This window comes from Achromobacter sp. 2789STDY5608621 (assembly GCF_001299375.1).
Lineage (GTDB): Bacteria > Pseudomonadota > Gammaproteobacteria > Burkholderiales > Burkholderiaceae_B > Achromobacter > Achromobacter insuavis.
The window spans coordinates 66,184-83,192 of sequence record NZ_CYTU01000026.1 but is presented as its reverse complement, the minus strand read 5'-3'; the positions used below and the strand labels follow the sequence as shown (position 1 = coordinate 83,192).

Sequence of the window (17,009 nt, the reverse complement as noted above, 5' to 3'; positions counted from 1 at the left end):
CGCCGTGAGATAATGGCCCGGTTGGATGTCCCGGCCTGAAGCAGGCCCGTTCCGTGCAGTTCCGTATCAAGGCGCCCCAGGCGATGGATCCGATGTCGAACCCGTTTTTCAACCTGTATTCCCACGGCTTCGCCCGGGTCGCCGTGGGCGTGCCCGAATGCCGGGTCGCGGATCCGGCCTTCAACGCCGCGCAGACCATCGCGCTGGCGCAGCAGGCGGCCCAGGGCGGCGCCGTGCTGGTGGCGTTCCCCGAGCTTGGCCTGTCGGCCTACACCTGCGACGACCTGTTCCACCAGAAGGCCCTGCTGGACGCCTGCGAGGCGGCGCTGGACCAGGTGGTGCGCGCCACCGCCGAGCTGGACATCGCCGTCATCGTCGGCGCGCCGCTGCGGGTGGCGCACCAGTTGTACAACTGCGCGGTGGTGGCGGCAGGCGGCCGCATCCTGGGCGTGGTGCCCAAGAGCTACCTGCCCAACTACGGCGAATTCTACGAAGCGCGCCAGTTCAGCGCGGCCGATTGCGCCGTCGCCACCGAGATCCGCCTGCTGGAGCAGACCGTGCCGTTCGGCGCCGAGCTGCTGTTCCAGATGGAAAAGCTGCCGCTGTTCCAGTTCCACGTCGAGATCTGCGAAGACGTCTGGGTGCCGATCCCGCCGTCTTCGTTCGCGGCGCTGGCCGGCGCCACGGTGCTGGTGAACCTGTCCGCCTCGAACATCGTGGTCGGCAAGTCGGCCTACCGCCACCAGCTGGTGGCGCAGCAGTCGGCGCGCTGCCTGGCGGCCTACATGTATACGTCGGCCGGCCGCGGCGAGTCGTCCACCGACCTGGCCTGGGACGGCCAGGCGCTGATCTATGAAAACGGCGAGCTGCTGGGCGAGTCCGAGCGCTTCCTGAACGAATCGCACCTGCTGTTCTCCGACGTGGACCTGGACCGCCTGTCGCGCGAGCGCATGCACCAGACCACCTTCGGCCAGTCGGCGCGACGTCACCGCGACGAAGTGCGCAAGTTCCGCCAGGTGCTGGTGCCGGTCGCGGCGCCGCTGGAGGACGCCGAGCTGCCGCTGGAGCGGCGCGTGCCGCGCTTTCCGTACGTGCCGGCCGACGCCCAGCGCCGCGATGCGCGCTGCAAGGAGGTCTACAACATCCAGGTGCAGGCGCTGGCGCAGCGCCTGTCGGCCAGCGGCATGTCCAAGGTGGTCATCGGCATCTCGGGCGGGCTGGATTCGACCCACGCGCTGCTGGTCTGCGCCCAGGCCATGGACACGCTGGGGCTGCCGCGCGCCAACATCCTGGCCGTGACCATGCCGGGTTTCGCCACCAGCAGCCGCACGCTGCAGCAGGCGCGCCAGCTGATGGCGGTGGTGGGCTGCACGGCTTCCGAGGTCGACATCCGCCCGAGCTGCCTGCAGATGCTCAAGGACCTTGGCCATCCCTATGCCGATGGCAAGCCGGTGTACGACATCACCTTCGAGAACGTGCAGGCCGGCGAGCGCACCAACCACCTGTTCCGCATCGCCAATTTCAACAACGCCATCGTCATCGGCACGGGCGACCTGAGCGAGCTGGCGCTGGGCTGGTGCACCTATGGCGTGGGCGACCACATGTCGCACTACAGCGTCAACGCCAGCGTGCCCAAGACGCTGATCACCCACCTGGTGCGCTGGGTGGCCGAGTCCGGCCGCCTGGGCGAGACCGGCGCGGCGGTGCTGCTGGACGTGCTGGGCACGGACGTCAGCCCCGAGCTGGTGCCGGGCGGCGATGACGGCAAGCCGACCCAGAAAAGCGAAGACACGATCGGCCCCTACGAGCTGCAGGACTTCAACCTGTACTACACGCTGCGCTATGGCTTTGCGCCGACCAAGGTGGCGTTCCTGGCGCTGGCGGCCTGGCGCGACCGCGATGCCGGCGCCTGGCCGGAGGGCGGCCACGTGGCGCGCAACCAGTACGACCTGGCGGCGATCAAGCGCAACCTGAAGATCTTCCTGGACCGGTTCTTCCGCCTCAGCCAGTTCAAGCGCACCTGCGTGCCGAACGCGCCCAAGGTGGGCTCGGGCGGCTCGCTGTCGCCGCGCGGCGACTGGCGCGCGCCGAGCGATTCCGAGTCGGTGGTGTGGATGCGCGACGCCGACCGGATTCCGGATCAGGCGCCGCCGGGCTGAGCCGTATTCGGGTTTTCCCGGCAATGGCGGACGGGCCGGTTGGCCCCCGGCGCCGGTGGTATTCTCTCAATCATTGCGCCTGGGTCCGATAGTGTTCGAGGCCGGGCGCCGCAACAGACCGCACAATCAGGACGACCAACGTGAAACAAGTCACCGCCATCATCAAACCCTTCAAGCTCGACGAAGTCCGCGAGGCGCTGGCCGAGGTCGGCGTCAGCGGGCTGACCGTGACCGAAGTGAAGGGCTTCGGGCGCCAGAAAGGGCATACCGAGCTGTATCGCGGGGCGGAATATGTGGTGGATTTCCTGCCGAAGATCCGCGTCGAGGTGGTGCTGCCGGATGATCAGGTCGAGGCGGCGATCGAGGCGGTGGTGAAGGCGGCTCGGACCGGGAAGATCGGGGATGGCAAGATTTTTGTGACGCCGGTCGAGCAGGCCATCCGGATTCGGACGGGGGAGAGCGACGAAGAGGCGCTTTGAGTTTGCGTTTGAATCGCTTGGGTTGGATGTCGGGGTGGCCGTAAGGGTCGCCCCGAAGTTTTTTGCGGTAGTGGTTTTTTCTTGGGTCGCCCGGCGCGCAGGCGGGACGGATGCGGGCGCCAACGATTGCGGTCCGGAGCGTTCGCTCCGGACTTCCCCGTTGTCATCTTCGTCCAGGCCTGCGGCCTTCCCTTCAGATTCCCTCGGGCGCATCGACGGCGCCCGCATCCGTCCCGCCTGCGCGCCGAGCTGGCGCCTTTGAGAATTGACGCGCTGCTGTGGTGGTGGCTTGCGGGGAGTTTGCGGGGCCCGCAAACTGTGGCCGCGCGGGCGGCCGCAGTTTGCATACGCGGGGGTGGGGCGGCGGGGTGTTGTCGCTTCGCGCGGGTGGGGAGAGAGAACTGTAGGGCGGCGGCTTTTTGGGGGCCGCTTTTTTCTTTGGCGTTCACTTTTCTGTTTTTCCGCGCGCTGTTATTCCAGCTGTTCCGCGGTGTGCCAATGCGCGGGTTGGCGGTTGTTCGATTTCCTTGTTATTGATCCTGCGAGGCCCGCGGCTTGGATGCGGGCCTTTTCTTTTTTGTGCGCTTAGCGGATCAGCTGGTTCATTTCCAGGATCGGCATCATCACGGCCAGCACGATCAGGAGGACGAAGCCGCCCATCAGCAGGATGAGGGCGGGTTCCAGCAGGGCGGTCATGGCCATGGCGCGGCGTTCGAGGTCGCGGGACAGGTTCTGGGCGCCGCGGTCGAGCAGTTCGGGGAGCTGGCCGGTTTTTTCGCCGCTGGCGATGAGGTGGATGAGCAGTGAGGGGAAGGCTTTCTGCGCGGCTAGCGAAGCGGACAGGGAGGCGCCTTCGCGCACGCGGGCGGCGGCTTCGTCGACGGCGCCGCGCAGGACGTCGTTGCCGAGGGTGCGGCGGGCGGCGTCGAGGGCGGTGAGCAGGGCGACGCCGCTGCCGCAGAGGATGGCCAGGGTCGAGGCGAAGCGGGCGGCGTTGACGCCGAGGACGAAGCGGCCGGCCAGGGGCAGGCGCAGGACGCGGGCGTGCCAGGCGCGGCGCGCGGCGGGCACGCGCAGCGAATAGCGCCACAGCATGATGGCGAGCGCGATGGCGGCGCCGGTGGCCAGGCCCCATTCACGCACATAGTCGGACAGCCCAAGCATGATGCGGGTCAGCAGCGGCAGCTGCTGCTTGGCGTGGTTGAAGGCCGACACCACCTGCGGCACGACGTAGCCCAGCAGGAAGATCACGATGATGACGGAGACGCAGGCGACCACGGCGGGGTAGATGAACGCCGTCATGACCTTGCTGCGCAGGGTGTTGCGCTCTTCGATGTAGTCCGCCAGTTTCTCCATGACCTGCGCCAGGTCGCCGGATTCCTCGCCGGCGCCGATCAGGGCGCGGTAGATCTCGGGGAAGTCGCGCGGGCGCGAGGCCAGCGCGGCGGACAGGCGGTGGCCGGCGCGCACGTCGTCGCGCACGCCTTCGAGCGTGGCGGCGATGTGTTTTTTCTCGGCCTGTTCGAGCGTGGCGCTGAGCGCGGCGTCCAGCGGCAGGCGCGCGGCCAGCAGGCTGGCGAGCTGGCGCGTGAGCCAGGCCAGGTCGGCATCGGACAGGCGCGTGCGCAGGGCGGCGCCCAGGCCTTCGGCGCGCGCGGCGGGAGAGGTGGACAGGGGCAACAGGCCGCGGCCGCGCAACTGGTTGCGGGCGCCGCGCTCGCTGTCGGCGTCGATCGTGCCCTGCACGATTTTGCCGAGCGCGTCAGTCGCTTCGTAACGAAAGGATGGCATGGTGGAGGTCGCTGCGGGCTTGCGCCGGTTGGCGCGAAAGGCCCGTAAATCAAGGCTTTGCAGCCCGTCACCTTGCCTTTGGATTATGACCGTAGTGTTGCAGTGTCACCCCGTATACTCCGACGCGCTTTCACGTTTTTTCACACGACTTCACGTCTCAGGCACATCTCGTCATGCGTCATATCGCGCAACTCAGCCTTGCGGTCTTGCTCGCGGCAAGCCAACTCGGACCCATGGCCGGCAAGGCCCAAGCTCAACAGGCGGACAATCGCGTCAGCCTGAATTTCGTCGACACGGATATCCCCGCCGTGCTGCGTGCGCTGTCGTTGTTCACCAAGCGCAATTTCCTGGTGGATCCCCGCGTGAAAGGCAAGCTCACGCTGGTGTCGGACCGGCCGGTCGATAGCGCGCAGGCGCTGTCGATGCTGACCGGCGCGCTGCGGCTGCAAGGCTTCGCGATCGTCGATGTGGACGGCGTGACGCGCGTGGTGCCGGAGGCCGACGCCAAGCTGCAGGGCAGCGCGGTGGTGGGCGATCCGCGCCCGGCGCCCGCCGCCGGCGGCGCGGGCAAGGCGCCGGTGCCGGTGGCGGACTTCGCGCGCGGCCGCTCGGGCAACAGCGGCGAGATGCTGACGCGGGTGTTCCCATTGAAGTACGAGAACGCGGCCAACCTGGTGCCGGTGCTGCGCCCGATGGTGCCGCCCAACAACCCGATCAACGCATATCCCGGCAACAACACGCTGGTGGTGACGGACTACGCCGACAACCTCGACCGCATCGCGGCCGTGATCGCGCGCATCGACGTGCCCAGTTCGATCGACACCGATGTGGTGCCGGTGCGTTCGGGCATCGCCTCGGACATCGCGATCCTGGCGTCGCAACTGCTGGACACGCAGAGCAGCGACCCGACCCAGCGCATCGCGGTGGTGGCGGACCCGCGCAGCAACAGCGTGCTGATCCGCGCCGGCAGCCCGGCGCGCACGCGCCTGGCGCGCGATCTCATCACCAAGCTGGACGCGCAGCAGAACCGCGCCGGCAACCTGCACGTGGTCTACATGCGCAATGCGCAGGCCACCCGCATCGCCGAAGTGCTGGGCGGGCTGCTGACCGGCCAGGCCAACTCGGCGCCGGGAGCGGGCCCCACGGCAGGCACGGGCAGTCCGCTCGGGCAGGGCGGCGGCAACCGGCCGCCGCAGGCGTCGGCCAGCAACGGCAATACCGGCCTGGGCATGTCCTCCAACGCGGCGAATTCGTCCGGCAACGCCAAGGGCGGCCTGTCGGGCGACCAGGACCGCATCGCGCGCGACGATTCCGGCAACCAGGCGGTGTCGTATTCCGCCGGCGGCGCGACGATCCAGGCCGATCCGGCCACCAACTCGCTCATCATCGCGGCGCCCGAACCGCTGTACCGCAGCCTGCGCGAAGTCATCGACCAGCTCGACCAGCGCCGCGCGCAGGTGCTGGTCGAAAGCCTGATCGTCGAGGTCAGCGAACAGGCGGCGGCCGAATTCGGCATCCAGTGGATGACCGGCGCCGGCAACATCAACGGCGGCGGCACCAGCTTCATCGGCGGCACCAACCTGGGCGGCAGCGGCCTCTCGGGCAAAGGCCCGACCTCGATCGACGCGCTGGGCGGCGGGCTGAGCCTGGGCGTGGTCAAGGGCACGGTCGACGTGCTCGGCAACAAGGTCATCAACCTGGGCGTGCTGGCCCGCGCGATGCAGAACAGCGGCGAAGCCAACATCCTGTCCACGCCGAACCTGCTGACGCTGGACAACCAGTCGGCCAGCATCCTGGTGGGCAAGACGGTGCCGTTCGTGACGGGGCAATACGTCACCAACGGCGGCAACAACAACAACCCGTTCCAGACCATCCAGCGCGAGGACGTCGGCCTGAAGCTGAACATCCGGCCGCAGATTTCCGAAGGCGGCGCGGTCAAGCTCGACATCTACCAGGAAGTCAGCAGCATCGACGAAAGCAGTTCGTCCGCCACCACCGGCATCGTCACCAACAAGCGCGCCATCGACACCAGCGTGCTGATCGACGACGGCCAGATCATCGTGCTCGGCGGCCTGCTGGAAGAGAACGTGACGCTGACTTCCAACAACGTGCCGGGTCTGAGCTCGATCCCGGTGCTGGGCTCGCTGTTCAAGTACGACAGCCGCAAGCGCACCAAGACCAACCTGATGGTGTTCCTGCGGCCCTACGTGGTGCGCGACGCGCGCCAGAGCGCCAGCGTGACGATGGACCGCTACGACTACATGCGCCGCGCCCAGGGCAACGCGCAGCCGGGCGACCACTGGCTGCTGCCGAACATGCAGGCGCCGATGCTGCCGCCGTCGGGATCGGCGCCGTCGGTGTCCAACAACGCCTATGACATGCGGCCCGACCAGCTGGCCGAGACCATGCGGCGTCCGCCGCCCACGACGGTCGAGTCGTTCGCGGTGCGCCAGTATCCGGCGGCGCGCCAGACCAGCGACCCGGCGCAGCCGATCCGCGCCAGCCTGCCGCTGGGCGTGAGCGTGGCGCGCGATCCGTCTTCGCTCTACGGCGAAACCGAGAGCGCCAGCGCGACGCTGCAGTTCGCCTCGGTCAAGACGCGCGCCGAGGCCGACCGCATCGCCCAGCGGGTGCAGGCCAGCGGGCTGCAGGCCTACGTGCAGACGGGGCCGGGCGGCATGGGCTACGTGGTGCGCAGCCAGGTGTCCAAGGACCCCGGCACCATCTCCACCGCGACGGCGCTGCTCAAGGAACTGGGCTTCAAGGGCGAACTGGTCTCGCATCTATGAGCGCGCATCCCTTGCCCTATGCCTGGGCGCGCGCGCAGCGGGCGGTGCTGTCGCTGCGCGCCGGCCATGCGCAGCTGACGGTGAGCCCGCGCACGCCCGAGTGGGCCGTGCGCGAGATCCAGCGCTGCCACGGCGACATCGCCGTGGCGCGGGTCGACGACGAGGCGCTGGAAACGCTGCTGACCGCCGCCTACAGCCACGCCGAGGACGCCGCCTCGGTGATGGGCGTGGCCGAGAACGAGATCGACCTGGACCGGCTGCTGCAGGACATGCCCGAGGTGGCCGACCTGCTGGACGCGCAGGACGACGCGCCGGTGATCCGCATGATCAACGCGCTGTTCGCGCAGGCGGCGCGCGACGGCGCCAGCGATATCCACATCGAGCCGTTCGAGACCCATTCGGTGGTGCGCTACCGGGTCGACGGCACGCTGCGCGACGTGGTCTCGCCGCGCAAGGCGCTGCACGCGGCGCTGATCTCGCGCATCAAGATCATGGCGCACCTGGACATCGCCGAAAAACGCCTGCCGCAGGACGGCCGCATCGCGCTGCGGGTGGGCGGCCGGCCGATCGACGTGCGCGTCTCGACGCTGCCCACCGGCCATGGCGAGCGCGCGGTGCTGCGCCTGCTGGACAAGGAAGCCGGCCGCCTGCAGCTGGAAAAGCTGGGCATGGCGCCCGGCGTGCTGCGCCAGCTCGACCGCCTGATCCGCCAGCCGCACGGCATCGTGCTGGTGACCGGGCCGACCGGCAGCGGCAAGACCACCACGCTGTACGCGGCCTTGAGCCGGCTGGACGCCTCCACCAGCAATATCCTGACGGTGGAGGATCCGATCGAATACGACCTGGCGGGCATCAGCCAGACCCAGGTCAACGCCAAGATCGACATGAGCTTCGCGCTGGCGCTGCGCGCCATCCTGCGCCAGGATCCGGACGTCATCATGATCGGTGAAATCCGCGACCTGGAGACCGCGCAGATCGCGGTGCAGGCGTCGCTGACGGGCCACCTGGTGCTGGCCACGCTGCACACCAACGACGCGGTGTCGGCGGTGACGCGCCTGACCGACATGGGGGTGGAGCCGTTCCTGCTGTCCTCGTCGCTGCTGGGCGTGCTGGCGCAGCGGCTGGTGCGCAAGCTGTGTCCGGCCTGCAAGAAGCCGTCGATGCAGGATGGCGCGCGGGTGTTCCAGCCGGTCGGCTGCGAGGCCTGCAACCACACCGGCTACGCCGGCCGTTCCGGCATCCATGAACTGTTCACCGTGGACGACGAGGCGCGCCGCCTGATCCATGAAGGCAGCGACGAGCGCGAACTGCGCCGCGCCGCCAGCGCCGCCGGCATGCTCAGCATGCGCGAGGACGGCGCGCGCTGGGTCGAAAGCGGCGAGACCTCGCCGGAAGAGATCCTGCGGGTGACGCGCGACGCCTAGGGTCTGTGCGAGGCGCCAAACAGGCCCTGGTCGCCTCTCCCCGCGCGGCGACAGGCGGGTCAGCCTTGCCAGCAAGGGACGCGGTGCGGACGGCGCGCTGGCGGCGCAACGCTGCGTGAGCGCAGGCGGTTGCGGCGCGCGTGTCGGGGCCGGCGAGAGGCGTTCATGGCGCGGTGGTGGCCGTGCCCGGCGCTGCCGCGCAGGTGGCCGCGACGCGTTGCAGATCCGCCGCGGACAGCGCGCCAAGTTGTCCGTCGCAGATGCGGGCGGCGCGGGTCGCCACCGTGAAGGGCAGGGCGCCGCCCCGATTGCCGGCGGCGCGCATCAGGGCGACGACGTTGCCGCCCGGACGCAATACGGGCAGGGCGATGCCGTGGCGCCGCGTGAATTCGGTCGCGGCGGCCGGCGTATCGGTGCTGACCAGCAGGACGGTCCACGCCGGATGATCGGCGGCGAAGGCCTGCAGCCGCGGCAGCTCGGTGACGCACGGCGGGCAGTCGCGGCTCCAGAAATTGACCAGCACCGGACCGTCCAGCGCCGCCAGCCGCACGAAGCGGTCGCCGGCCAGCGTCGGCAGCGAGAAGTCCCAGGCCACGCCGACCGGCGGGCGCGAGGCTGGCCGGGGCTGTGCGCCCGCCATGAGCGGCGCGGCGCACAGCGCCAGGCAGGCGCGCAGCAGCATGCGGCGCATCAGAAGCTGATCTTGGTGCCGGCGTACAGGTAGCGTCCGCGGCTGGGCCCCCACAGCTGCGTCACGTCGATCTCGCCCGCGCTGTCGACGAACAGCGGGCTTTCCTTGTCCGACTGCTTGTAGTCGAACACGTTGTCGACACCGGCGTAGAAGGTGAAGTTCTTGTTGATGGCGTATTCACCGCGCAGGTCGAGCGTGAAGAAGCCCGGACTCTTGTCCCGCTTGGGCGTGCCGTCGAGGTTGTAGCGGTTCGGGCCGTCCGAGCCGTCGCCGTGGAACTTGCGCAGGTTCATGGGGCCGGTCCAGACCAGCTTGGCATTGAGGTCGAGGTCGCCGCGATCGTAGTCCAGGCCGAGATAGGCCTTGGCGTACGGCCGCGCGAAGATCAGCGTGCCCGCCGGGAAGCGGTAGTTGAAGCCCTCGGCGGCGGCCATGACCGACAGGGCGGGCGTGACCAGATAGGACAGCGTCAGGTCCACGCCCTGCACGATGACGGGTTGCCGCGCGCTGCTGAACACCGTGATCGGGTCGCCGTTGGCATCGGTCTGGCCCGGATCGAGCATGGCGAAGTTTTTGATGTGGTTGTAGTTGTAGGAGCCGGTCACCGCCAGCCGGTCGTCGGCGTAGTTGAGGGCATAGCTGGCGTTCAGGGATTCCTCGGGCTTGGTGATCTGCCGGTCGATGCGGATGGTGTTGAGGATGCCGTGTTCCTGCTCGAAGAAGCTGGTGGGCGCGCGGAAGCCCTTGCCGATGCTGAAGCGGCTGGAGAGTTGGGCCGTGTGGTGATAGAGCGCATTCAGGCGCGGCGAGGTGATGCCGCCGAATACGTTGTGGCGGTCGTAGCGCACCGAGCCGTTGATTTCCAGCGCGTCGTCCAGGAAGGCGCGGTAGGCCTGCAAGAACAGCGCGGGCGTGCGATAGGTGTAGTCGTCGACGCCACGCACGGCCGTGCCGTCTTCCATGCTGCCGTGGCTCTTCAGGTCTTCGTAGCGGAAGTTGGCGCCGGTGGTGGTCAACCAGCCGGCGATGGGCGTCTGCCAGCTGGCTTCGGCGTAATACTGCTTCTGGCGGGCGATGTAGGTGGCCAGTTCATAGAAGCTGTTCTGCTTGTGCTCTGCCGCGCCGACGGCCAGGCGCAACAGGCTGTCGCCGAAGTGCTTTTCGCCGGTGGAGATGAACTGCACGCGATCCGTGAAGATGATCTCGGACATGCCGCCGCGGCCACCGCGATCGCCGTCCGGGCCTTGATCGTAGGCAACGATGCTGCCGTCTTCCGGCTTGACCCAGCCGTCGCGGTCGGGCGAGCCGTGCACGCCGCCGCGCCAGTCGAAGGGGTTGCCCGAGGTGCTGTCCTTGATGGCCGAATAGTCGGTGCCCAGCGCGCCGCCGCCGCGCTTCTCGTTGACCACGTCGAGCCGCCCGCGCACCTTGAAGCCGCCGGCGTCGTCCAGGAAGAAGCCGAGGCCGCCCAGGCGGCGGTCGTAGCCGGTGTACTCGGAGATGCCGTTGTGGTCGGCGTCGACCGAATCGTGCGTGTTGTAGTTGAGCGAGGCCGTGATGGCGCCGCCCTCGAACGGGCGGGCCAGGTAGGCGTCGCCCTGGCGCGAGCCGAAGCTGCCGATCTGCGCGCGGGCGCGGTTCTCGGCCTCGGTCGGACGCTTGGTGACGATGTTGACCGAGCCGGCCAGGGCTTCCGGCGCGATCAGGCTGGCGCCGGCGCCGCGCGCCACGTCGATGCGTTCGACGCCATAGACGCTGACGCTGTCCAGGCCGTAGGCCGACGAGACCGAGGAGAAGATCGGCACGCCGTCGATCATCAGCGTGGTGTAGCGGCCGGGCAGGTTGTTCAGCAGGATGTTGCGCACGTTGCAGATCGAGCATTCGACCTGGACGGCGATGCCGGGGTTCTTGTCGAGCGCTTCGTTGACGTTGGTGGCGCCGGCCTTGGCGATGGCGCGTTCACTGATGGATTCGGTCTTGACCAGTTCGTCGCGCAGGGCGCCGGGCCGCATCGATCCCTGGTTGGAGCGGTCGATGACGGTGATCGCCGGTAGCGTGGCGGTGTGGTCGGCGGGCGCCGTGGTCTGGGCCTGCGTGGCGCCGGCAGCGGTCAGCGCCGCCGCCAGGGCGGCGAGCCGGAAGCGGGAGGGCGTGCGGGAGGGGAAGGCGAAAGACATGGCAAGAGGCATCGGGCGTGCGGTTTCCAGGAACGGACGGCCGCGGCGCGTTCAGTTGAGACAGGGAACCGTGCCGGGCCCGCGCGGCGCGACACGCGGCCGCGCCTTGCGCGAGGCAGGGCGGGACGCAGCGGTGTGGCGCAGGGAAATGCTCATGGAAGGGCGCGGATCTGCCGTGACGGAAATTATTCAAAACGTTATGTTTTATGAAAATTTGCGTCAACGTCAGCCGGTCTGATAGTGACCGGTGCGCCGGCGAGGGCGGCCGCCAGGGCCGTGAAAGGCGGACTATTTGCCGGTGCCGAAGACCACGACGTCGTCGCTGCGCCGGCCCAGGGTCGACATGAGGCCGTCGAGCGCGCCGCGGTCGGCCTCGCTGGCGCCGGGGGCGAAGGTCGCCTGGCCCTGGAAACGCACGCCGCGGGCGTTGACGCTGCCCTGGCCGGTGACGGCCAGCGGACCGCTCTCGGTGCTGAGCGCCAGCGTGGCGCCGGCGTGGCCGTTGCCGCGCACCCGCAGCACATAGGTGCCGACCGGCGCCACCGGCGACAAGGCGGTGGCGGCGTCGCGCCAGCGCAATTCGGCCAGCGGCGCGTCGGGCAGGGCGCCGCCCAGGCGCAGCGCCTGCCAGTTGATCTCCAGCGCGCCCTCGGGCGCCAGCGTGTTCCAGGGCGCGCCCAGCGCCGGCAGCACCGTGGCGGGCACCCGCAGCGATTGCGCCGACAGCGACAGGCCGTCCCAGCCCAGGCCGGCGCGCACCGGTCCGCGCAGCCAGGGATGCGACACCTCCAGCGTCATCGACGACCAGCGCCACTGCCAGTGCAGGGCCTGCGGCAGCATGCGGCGCGCGCCGGGCGGGCCGAGCGCGAGCCAGGCGCTGCCGTTCCAGACCGTGCCGGCGGCGTCGGCCAGCGCCACCGGCGCGTCGGCGGGCAGGAAGGCCAGCAGCCAGCGGGCCGGCAGCACGGCGGCCGCGGCCGTGAGGGCGCAGGCGGCGCAGGCCAGCGCCAGGCCGGTGCGCTTGGGCAGGCGGGGCAGACGCATCAGGAGCGGGCCCGCGGGGCCGGCAGGGCCAGCTTGATGCTGCCGTTGACCAGGCCGGGCAACGACCGGCCATTGACGTTGGCGGCGCGGGTCAGCTCGACCTGCCTGACCGCCAGGCCCCAGTCGCCGGCGGCGTTCTCGAGCCAGCGCAGCAGCGCGGACGAGGGCACCTCGGTCACGGCCAGCGTGACGCTGTCGCCCTGGCCGGGATGATCCAGTTTCCAGTGGTCGGCCGGCAGGCCCGCGCGTTCCAGGCTGGCGCCGATGTCGGCGGCGGCCGGCAGGGCGGCGGCGGGCGCGGCGGCCTTGCCGCGCAGGGCCATCGCCTGGGTGGTGATGTCCGCCACGGCGGCGGCCTGGCCGCGCAGGCGCGGCAGTTCCTCGCGCAGCTTGCGCGCCGAGTCCAGCGCGGGTTCGATCAGCAGCGTGAAGACCAGCGCCGCGCCCAGCAGGGCGCCGGCGCCGTTGACCAGCCGCCGCTCGCGCGGCGCCAGGGCCTGGTAGCGCTGGCGCGCGCGGTCGGCGGCCGGCGCCAGGGGTTTGAGGGCGGCGCGCCAGGCGGCGCTCAGGCGTTCAATGGGCTTCATGGTTGGCTGCGCGTGATGCGCCAGGTGTTGTCGGTATCGCCGCGTTCCAGCTTCAGGCCCTGCGAGGCGGCCTGCTGGACCAGCGCGGGCGTTTCGGCCACGCGCTGGGCCTGGGCGCCGGCGTCGGCCAGCTGCAGGGTCAACGCCTGGTCGGCATAGGACAGGCGGGCGACGTTGTCGGCGGCGAATGGCAGGGTCTGCGCGGCGGCGCGCGCCAGTGGCAGGAAGTCGCCGGCGTTGGCGGCGCCGCGGCGGTTCTGTAGCGCGTCCAGGCCTTGCTGCGCCTGGCGGGCTGGGTCCAGCACCACCGGCAGCTCGGGAAACGCCGCCAGCACCTGGAGACGCATGCCGTCGCGCAGCGACTGCGCCTCGCCGCGCAGTTGCGCCGCATGCAGGTTCAGGCCGCCGATCCAGACCACGGCGGCGACGGCGCTCCAGCGCCATACCGGCCGCCAGCGCGATACGCGCGCCGGCGCCAGCTGCGGCATCGCCAGCGACCACGAGGGCGATGGCGCCAGCCAGCGCGGGTCGGCCGGATCGCGCAGCGGCGTCAGGTCTTCGGGCGCCAGCGTCTGCGGGGCGATCAGGGCGTGGGCGCGCAGGCCCTGCGCGTTCAGCAGGCTCCAGGCGCGGCGCACCGGTTCGCGCGCCGCCCAGGCCAGCGCCACGTTGCCGTCGGCGCCGCGCGGGCCATGGCCGATCGCCAGGTCGTCCAGGTCGCTCAGCACCAGCGGCTCGAGCGAGCCGCGCACGGCGGCGGCAAAGCGCGCCTTGGCCACGGCCGGCACCTGGACGGTGGCGGCGATGACGTCGGCCGGGTGCAGCACGGCCTCGCAGGCGGCCTGCGGATAGGCCTGGCCCAGGGCGTGCAGCGTCAGCTCGCCCTGGCGCGCGCAGCGGCCGCGGCGGTCGAACCAGGCAAAGGGCAGCAGCGAGCCCGGGCCGAGTTCGGCGAGCGGGGCCAGCGCGATGCGCAAGGAATTCTTCAAGGGGTTTCTCTCGTCCAGATGGTGTCGGGCGCGGCGGGCGGCGCGCTGCGGATCAGCGCCTGCATCGAGACCCGGGCCCGTTCGTAAACGACCGCGCCGCTGGCCAGGAACCAGCCGCTGGTCGTGCTGACGGCGGGCGCGGGCGTCTTGACGCCGGTGGCGGCCAGCCGGTTGGCGAAGTCGCCGCTGTTGTTGAACCAGTTGCCGCGATCGCGTTCGCCGGTGATGGCGCGGGCCTGGCTGAGCGACAGGCCCGCCACCAGCGCGGCGATGACTTCGGGCGGCGCGGTATTGACGTTGACGCTGGTGGCGCTGGGCAGCACGGTCATGGTGCGCCGCAGTTCGCCGCGCACGGCGGGTTCCAGTCCCAGCAGCGCGGCCACGTCGTCGATGCCGCGCGGCAGCGGCGCGCGCGCGTCCGGCGCCTGGCCGCCCTGGGCCGGCGTGGGGGCGTCCGCGGCCGGCGCCGGCGGCTGGCTGGCGGCGATGATCTCGATCATGCGGCCGGCCAGCGTGTCCGGCAGGCGCAAGGCGCCCAGCAAGCGCCGCAACACCTGTTCCTGTTCCGGCTGCGGCACGCCGTTGCTGGCCAGGTTGGCCAGGTTGTACTTGCCCTGTTCATCCTGCACCTTGCCGGAGAACACCGCGACGCGGTCGTCGCCGGGACGCTCGATGCGGGTGTCCAGCACCGGCGTGGCCCAGATCTGGTCGCCGCGCGTGGTCGATTCGCGCTTGCCGTGGTCGCGCACCACCAGGCGGGCCCAGTCGATGCCGCCGGCCAGCAGCATGCGCGCCTGTACCCGCGCCATCTCATTCTCGATGCGGCGGGTGCTGGCGGTCTGCCGCTGGAACAGGCTGGTGGTCAGCGCCGCGACGATGGCGACGATGATCAACGCGCTGACGACGGCGGCGCCGCGCTCGCGCGGCAAGGTCGCGTTCATGGCAGCTCCAGGATGCGGCTGTAGCGCCGCGTGTCGCCGGCCGGGCCGCGGTCGAGCGTGATCTCGATGCCGCTGGGCGTGGCGGAGAAGGGCGAGCGGGTGTCCATCCAGCCCGCGCCCGGCACCCAGCCGCGCAGCGCCAGCGCGCGCACGCCGGGCAGCAGCAGCGCGCCGTCGCCGACGGGCGGCAGCGGTCCCTGTTCGGCGGGCACGCCGCTGGCGCGCCACAGGCCGTCCTTGCGCACCGACCACTGCACCCGCTGCCAGCGGCCGTCGCCGTCCGGATCGGGCCGCAGGATCTCCAGCACCTGCGCGCCGGCCGCGCCGCGCAGCAGGCGCACGCCAGTCGTGAAGACCTGCGTGTCGATGCCGGGCGCGGCGAACGACGGGCCGTTGTAGGCCAGCTCGACATCGCGTCCCATCTGGCCCAGCGTGCGCACGATGGCGTCGGTGTCGTCGGACTGCTGCGCGATCCAGTCGCGCGCGCTGGAGACGCTGTCCAGGCCGCGCCAGGCCATCAGGCTGACGAGCGCCATCAGCGCCAGCGCCACCAGCACTTCGATCAGGGTGAAGCCCGCCTGGGCGCGGACATGGGGGCGGCGGCAGGTCATCGCAGGCTCGACAGCAGGCCGTCCAGCTGCAGCAGGGCCGCGCCATTGCCCGCGTCGCGGACTTTGACCGACACCTGGCGGAAGCTGCGGTTCAGGGAGTTGGTGAACACCAGTTCGCATTGCAGCGCCAGGCCGCCCTGCGGGCAGGCAACGGTCTGCGAGCCGGCGCGCGGCAGGGTCTGCTCAAGCCGCAGCTGGGTCAGCGCGTTCTGCGCGGCCAGCAGCGCCAGCGTCTTGTCCTGCAGCGCGCGGTTGTTGGCGGCCATGACGCCGGTGGCGCGCAGGGCGGCGCCCATCGCGACGGCGATGATGGCCAGCGCCACCAGCACCTCGATCAGGGTGAAGCCGCGCTGGGCTTGGCGCCGCGCGCGGCGCGCGAGAGCAAATTCAGTGGATGTCATAGCGTCCGGCGGCGTCGCGCGTGACCGTCACGAGCGAATCGCCCGTGCGCAGCTGCACGCTGAACGGATCGGCCACCCATTCGGTGTTGAAGACCAGCGGGCGCTCGGGCGACAGCCGCAGCTGCACCTGGCGCGCCAGCCACGCCTGCGGGCGCAGGGCTTCGTCGCGCTCGAGCTTGTCGACCGGCAGGGGCGTGTCGTCCTGCGCGCTGGGCGCGCTGGAACGGCCCTGGCGCTCGAACGACCAGCCGCCGCTGGCGGGCAGCCAGCGGATCGGCCGGCCGTCGCTGCGGGCTTCGCCTTCGGCCACGGTGAAGGCGTCGACCAGGCGCCGCGCATCCTCGCGCAGCGGATCGGCGCGCTTGCCGATGGACAGGCTCACCATGCTGGCGGCGATGGCGACGATCACCAGCACCACCAGGACTTCGACTAGCGTGAAACCGCGCTCAGAGTTCCCACGAACCGATGTCGGCATCGCCGCCTTCTCCGCCGGGCTTGTTGTCGGCGCCGAACGAGAACACATCGATGTCGCCTTTGACGCCGGGGCTCAGGTATTGATACGGATGGCCCCAGGGGTCGTTGGGCAGCTTGTCCAGGTAGCCGCGCCAGTTGGACGCGCCTTCCGGCTTTTCCACCAGCGCGCGCAGGCCCTGGGCGGTGGTCGGATAGCGGCCGTTGTCCAGTCGGTACAGCTTGAGTGCCTGCATGATGCCGGCGATGTCCTGGCGCGCCGCGACCTGGCGGGCCTGGTCGGGACGGTCCAGCACGCGGGGCACGATCAGGGCCGCAAGAATCCCCATGATCACGATGACCACCATGATCTCGATCAGGGTGAAACCTTGCTGGCGGGCGAGCCCACGCGATGACTGGCGCACTTCACGACTCCGGTATTTCAGTGAGAAGCGTGCGATTGTGGACATGAAATA

15 protein-coding genes are annotated in these 17,009 nt (G+C 70.3%); 4 read left to right on the top strand and 11 right to left on the bottom strand.

Translation table 11 applies throughout. The features are described 5' to 3' along the window. Positions 1-92: 92 nt before the first annotated feature. Together AOZ53_RS21785 and AOZ53_RS21780 are read left to right on the top strand one after the other, a co-directional pair. Positions 93-2,159: an NAD(+) synthase gene (locus AOZ53_RS21785; RefSeq protein ID WP_054489292.1), complete on the top strand. Its 2,067-nt coding sequence runs from the start codon at positions 93-95 to the stop codon at positions 2,157-2,159. A gap of 140 nt (positions 2,160-2,299) precedes the next feature. Continuing rightward, a complete protein-coding gene (locus AOZ53_RS21780) occupies positions 2,300-2,638 on the top strand; it encodes a P-II family nitrogen regulator (RefSeq protein ID WP_006386376.1) in 339 nt (112 codons plus the stop codon). 585 nt (positions 2,639-3,223) lie between these two features. Here the strand turns inward: AOZ53_RS21780 and gspF are convergent. Beyond that, the gene (gspF, locus tag AOZ53_RS21775) at positions 3,224-4,429 is read right to left on the bottom strand and encodes a type II secretion system inner membrane protein GspF (protein ID WP_054432030.1); all 1,206 of its coding nucleotides are present in this window, start codon (positions 4,427-4,429) and stop codon (positions 3,224-3,226) included. A 173-nt stretch (positions 4,430-4,602) separates the two neighbouring features. Between gspF and gspD the strand changes: the two genes are divergently transcribed. Continuing rightward, positions 4,603-7,218, top strand: coding sequence for a type II secretion system secretin GspD (gspD, locus tag AOZ53_RS21770; protein WP_054489279.1), 2,616 nt, complete (start codon positions 4,603-4,605; stop codon positions 7,216-7,218). Further along, complete coding sequence (gene gspE, locus AOZ53_RS21765; protein WP_054432028.1) at positions 7,215-8,642, top strand: type II secretion system ATPase GspE; 1,428 nt, start codon at positions 7,215-7,217, stop codon at positions 8,640-8,642. The genes gspD and gspE overlap by 4 nt, the downstream gene beginning before the upstream one ends. Before the next feature lie 163 nt (positions 8,643-8,805). Here gspE and AOZ53_RS21760 read toward each other — a convergent pair whose 3' ends face one another. The 10 genes from AOZ53_RS21760 to gspG all read right to left on the bottom strand — a co-directional run bounded on the left by AOZ53_RS21760 (position 8,806) and on the right by gspG (position 16,958). Beyond that, entirely contained in the window at positions 8,806-9,333 is a 528-nt protein-coding gene (locus tag AOZ53_RS21760) for a TlpA disulfide reductase family protein (RefSeq protein ID WP_054479001.1), read from the bottom strand. Then, positions 9,333-11,510: a TonB-dependent receptor plug domain-containing protein gene (locus AOZ53_RS21755; RefSeq protein WP_082380610.1), complete on the bottom strand. Its 2,178-nt coding sequence runs from the start codon at positions 11,508-11,510 to the stop codon at positions 9,333-9,335. The genes AOZ53_RS21760 and AOZ53_RS21755 overlap by 1 nt, the downstream gene beginning before the upstream one ends. A gap of 288 nt (positions 11,511-11,798) precedes the next feature. Further along, a complete protein-coding gene (gene gspN / locus AOZ53_RS21750; RefSeq protein ID WP_054489277.1) occupies positions 11,799-12,554 on the bottom strand; it encodes a type II secretion system protein N in 756 nt (251 codons plus the stop codon). Continuing rightward, entirely contained in the window at positions 12,554-13,141 is a 588-nt protein-coding gene (gene gspM, locus AOZ53_RS21745; RefSeq protein WP_054489276.1) for a type II secretion system protein GspM, read from the bottom strand. Before gspM ends, gspN begins: the two co-directional genes overlap by 1 nt. Further along, a complete protein-coding gene (gene gspL / locus AOZ53_RS21740; protein WP_054489275.1) occupies positions 13,138-14,130 on the bottom strand; it encodes a type II secretion system protein GspL in 993 nt (330 codons plus the stop codon). The genes gspM and gspL overlap by 4 nt, the downstream gene beginning before the upstream one ends. Further along, entirely contained in the window at positions 14,127-15,071 is a 945-nt protein-coding gene (gene gspK / locus AOZ53_RS21735; RefSeq protein ID WP_054489273.1) for a type II secretion system minor pseudopilin GspK, read from the bottom strand. Before gspK ends, gspL begins: the two co-directional genes overlap by 4 nt. Further along, entirely contained in the window at positions 15,068-15,682 is a 615-nt protein-coding gene (locus AOZ53_RS21730; protein ID WP_054489271.1) for a prepilin-type N-terminal cleavage/methylation domain-containing protein, read from the bottom strand. The genes gspK and AOZ53_RS21730 overlap by 4 nt, the downstream gene beginning before the upstream one ends. Then, a complete protein-coding gene (gene gspI / locus AOZ53_RS21725) occupies positions 15,679-16,083 on the bottom strand; it encodes a type II secretion system minor pseudopilin GspI (protein WP_054478993.1) in 405 nt (134 codons plus the stop codon). The genes AOZ53_RS21730 and gspI overlap by 4 nt, the downstream gene beginning before the upstream one ends. Next, complete coding sequence (gene gspH / locus AOZ53_RS21720) at positions 16,070-16,558, bottom strand: type II secretion system minor pseudopilin GspH (RefSeq protein ID WP_054432019.1); 489 nt, start codon at positions 16,556-16,558, stop codon at positions 16,070-16,072. The genes gspI and gspH overlap by 14 nt, the downstream gene beginning before the upstream one ends. Further along, a complete protein-coding gene (gene gspG / locus AOZ53_RS21715) occupies positions 16,530-16,958 on the bottom strand; it encodes a type II secretion system major pseudopilin GspG (protein ID WP_006394369.1) in 429 nt (142 codons plus the stop codon). Before gspG ends, gspH begins: the two co-directional genes overlap by 29 nt. Positions 16,959-17,009: the final 51 nt, after the last annotated feature.

Excerpts from the sequence above, each read along its gene's own strand:
- gspF (WP_054432030.1), bottom strand. The coding sequence starts at position 4,429 with ATGCCATCCTTTCGTTACGAAGCGACTGACGCGCTCGGCAAAATCGTG.
- gspM (WP_054489276.1), bottom strand. The coding sequence starts at position 13,141 with ATGAAGCCCATTGAACGCCTGAGCGCCGCCTGGCGCGCCGCCCTCAAA.
- gspI (WP_054478993.1), bottom strand. The coding sequence starts at position 16,083 with ATGACATCCACTGAATTTGCTCTCGCGCGCCGCGCGCGGCGCCAAGCC.
- gspN (WP_054489277.1), bottom strand. The coding sequence starts at position 12,554 with ATGCGTCTGCCCCGCCTGCCCAAGCGCACCGGCCTGGCGCTGGCCTGC.
- gspD (WP_054489279.1), top strand. The coding sequence starts at position 4,603 with ATGCGTCATATCGCGCAACTCAGCCTTGCGGTCTTGCTCGCGGCAAGC.
- AOZ53_RS21760 (WP_054479001.1), bottom strand. The coding sequence starts at position 9,333 with ATGCGCCGCATGCTGCTGCGCGCCTGCCTGGCGCTGTGCGCCGCGCCG.
- gspH (WP_054432019.1), bottom strand. The coding sequence starts at position 16,558 with ATGCCGACATCGGTTCGTGGGAACTCTGAGCGCGGTTTCACGCTAGTC.
- AOZ53_RS21730 (WP_054489271.1), bottom strand. The coding sequence starts at position 15,682 with ATGACCTGCCGCCGCCCCCATGTCCGCGCCCAGGCGGGCTTCACCCTG.
- AOZ53_RS21785 (WP_054489292.1), top strand. The coding sequence starts at position 93 with ATGTCGAACCCGTTTTTCAACCTGTATTCCCACGGCTTCGCCCGGGTC.
- gspE (WP_054432028.1), top strand. The coding sequence starts at position 7,215 with ATGAGCGCGCATCCCTTGCCCTATGCCTGGGCGCGCGCGCAGCGGGCG.
- AOZ53_RS21755 (WP_082380610.1), bottom strand. The coding sequence starts at position 11,510 with ATGTCTTTCGCCTTCCCCTCCCGCACGCCCTCCCGCTTCCGGCTCGCC.
- gspK (WP_054489273.1), bottom strand. The coding sequence starts at position 15,071 with ATGAACGCGACCTTGCCGCGCGAGCGCGGCGCCGCCGTCGTCAGCGCG.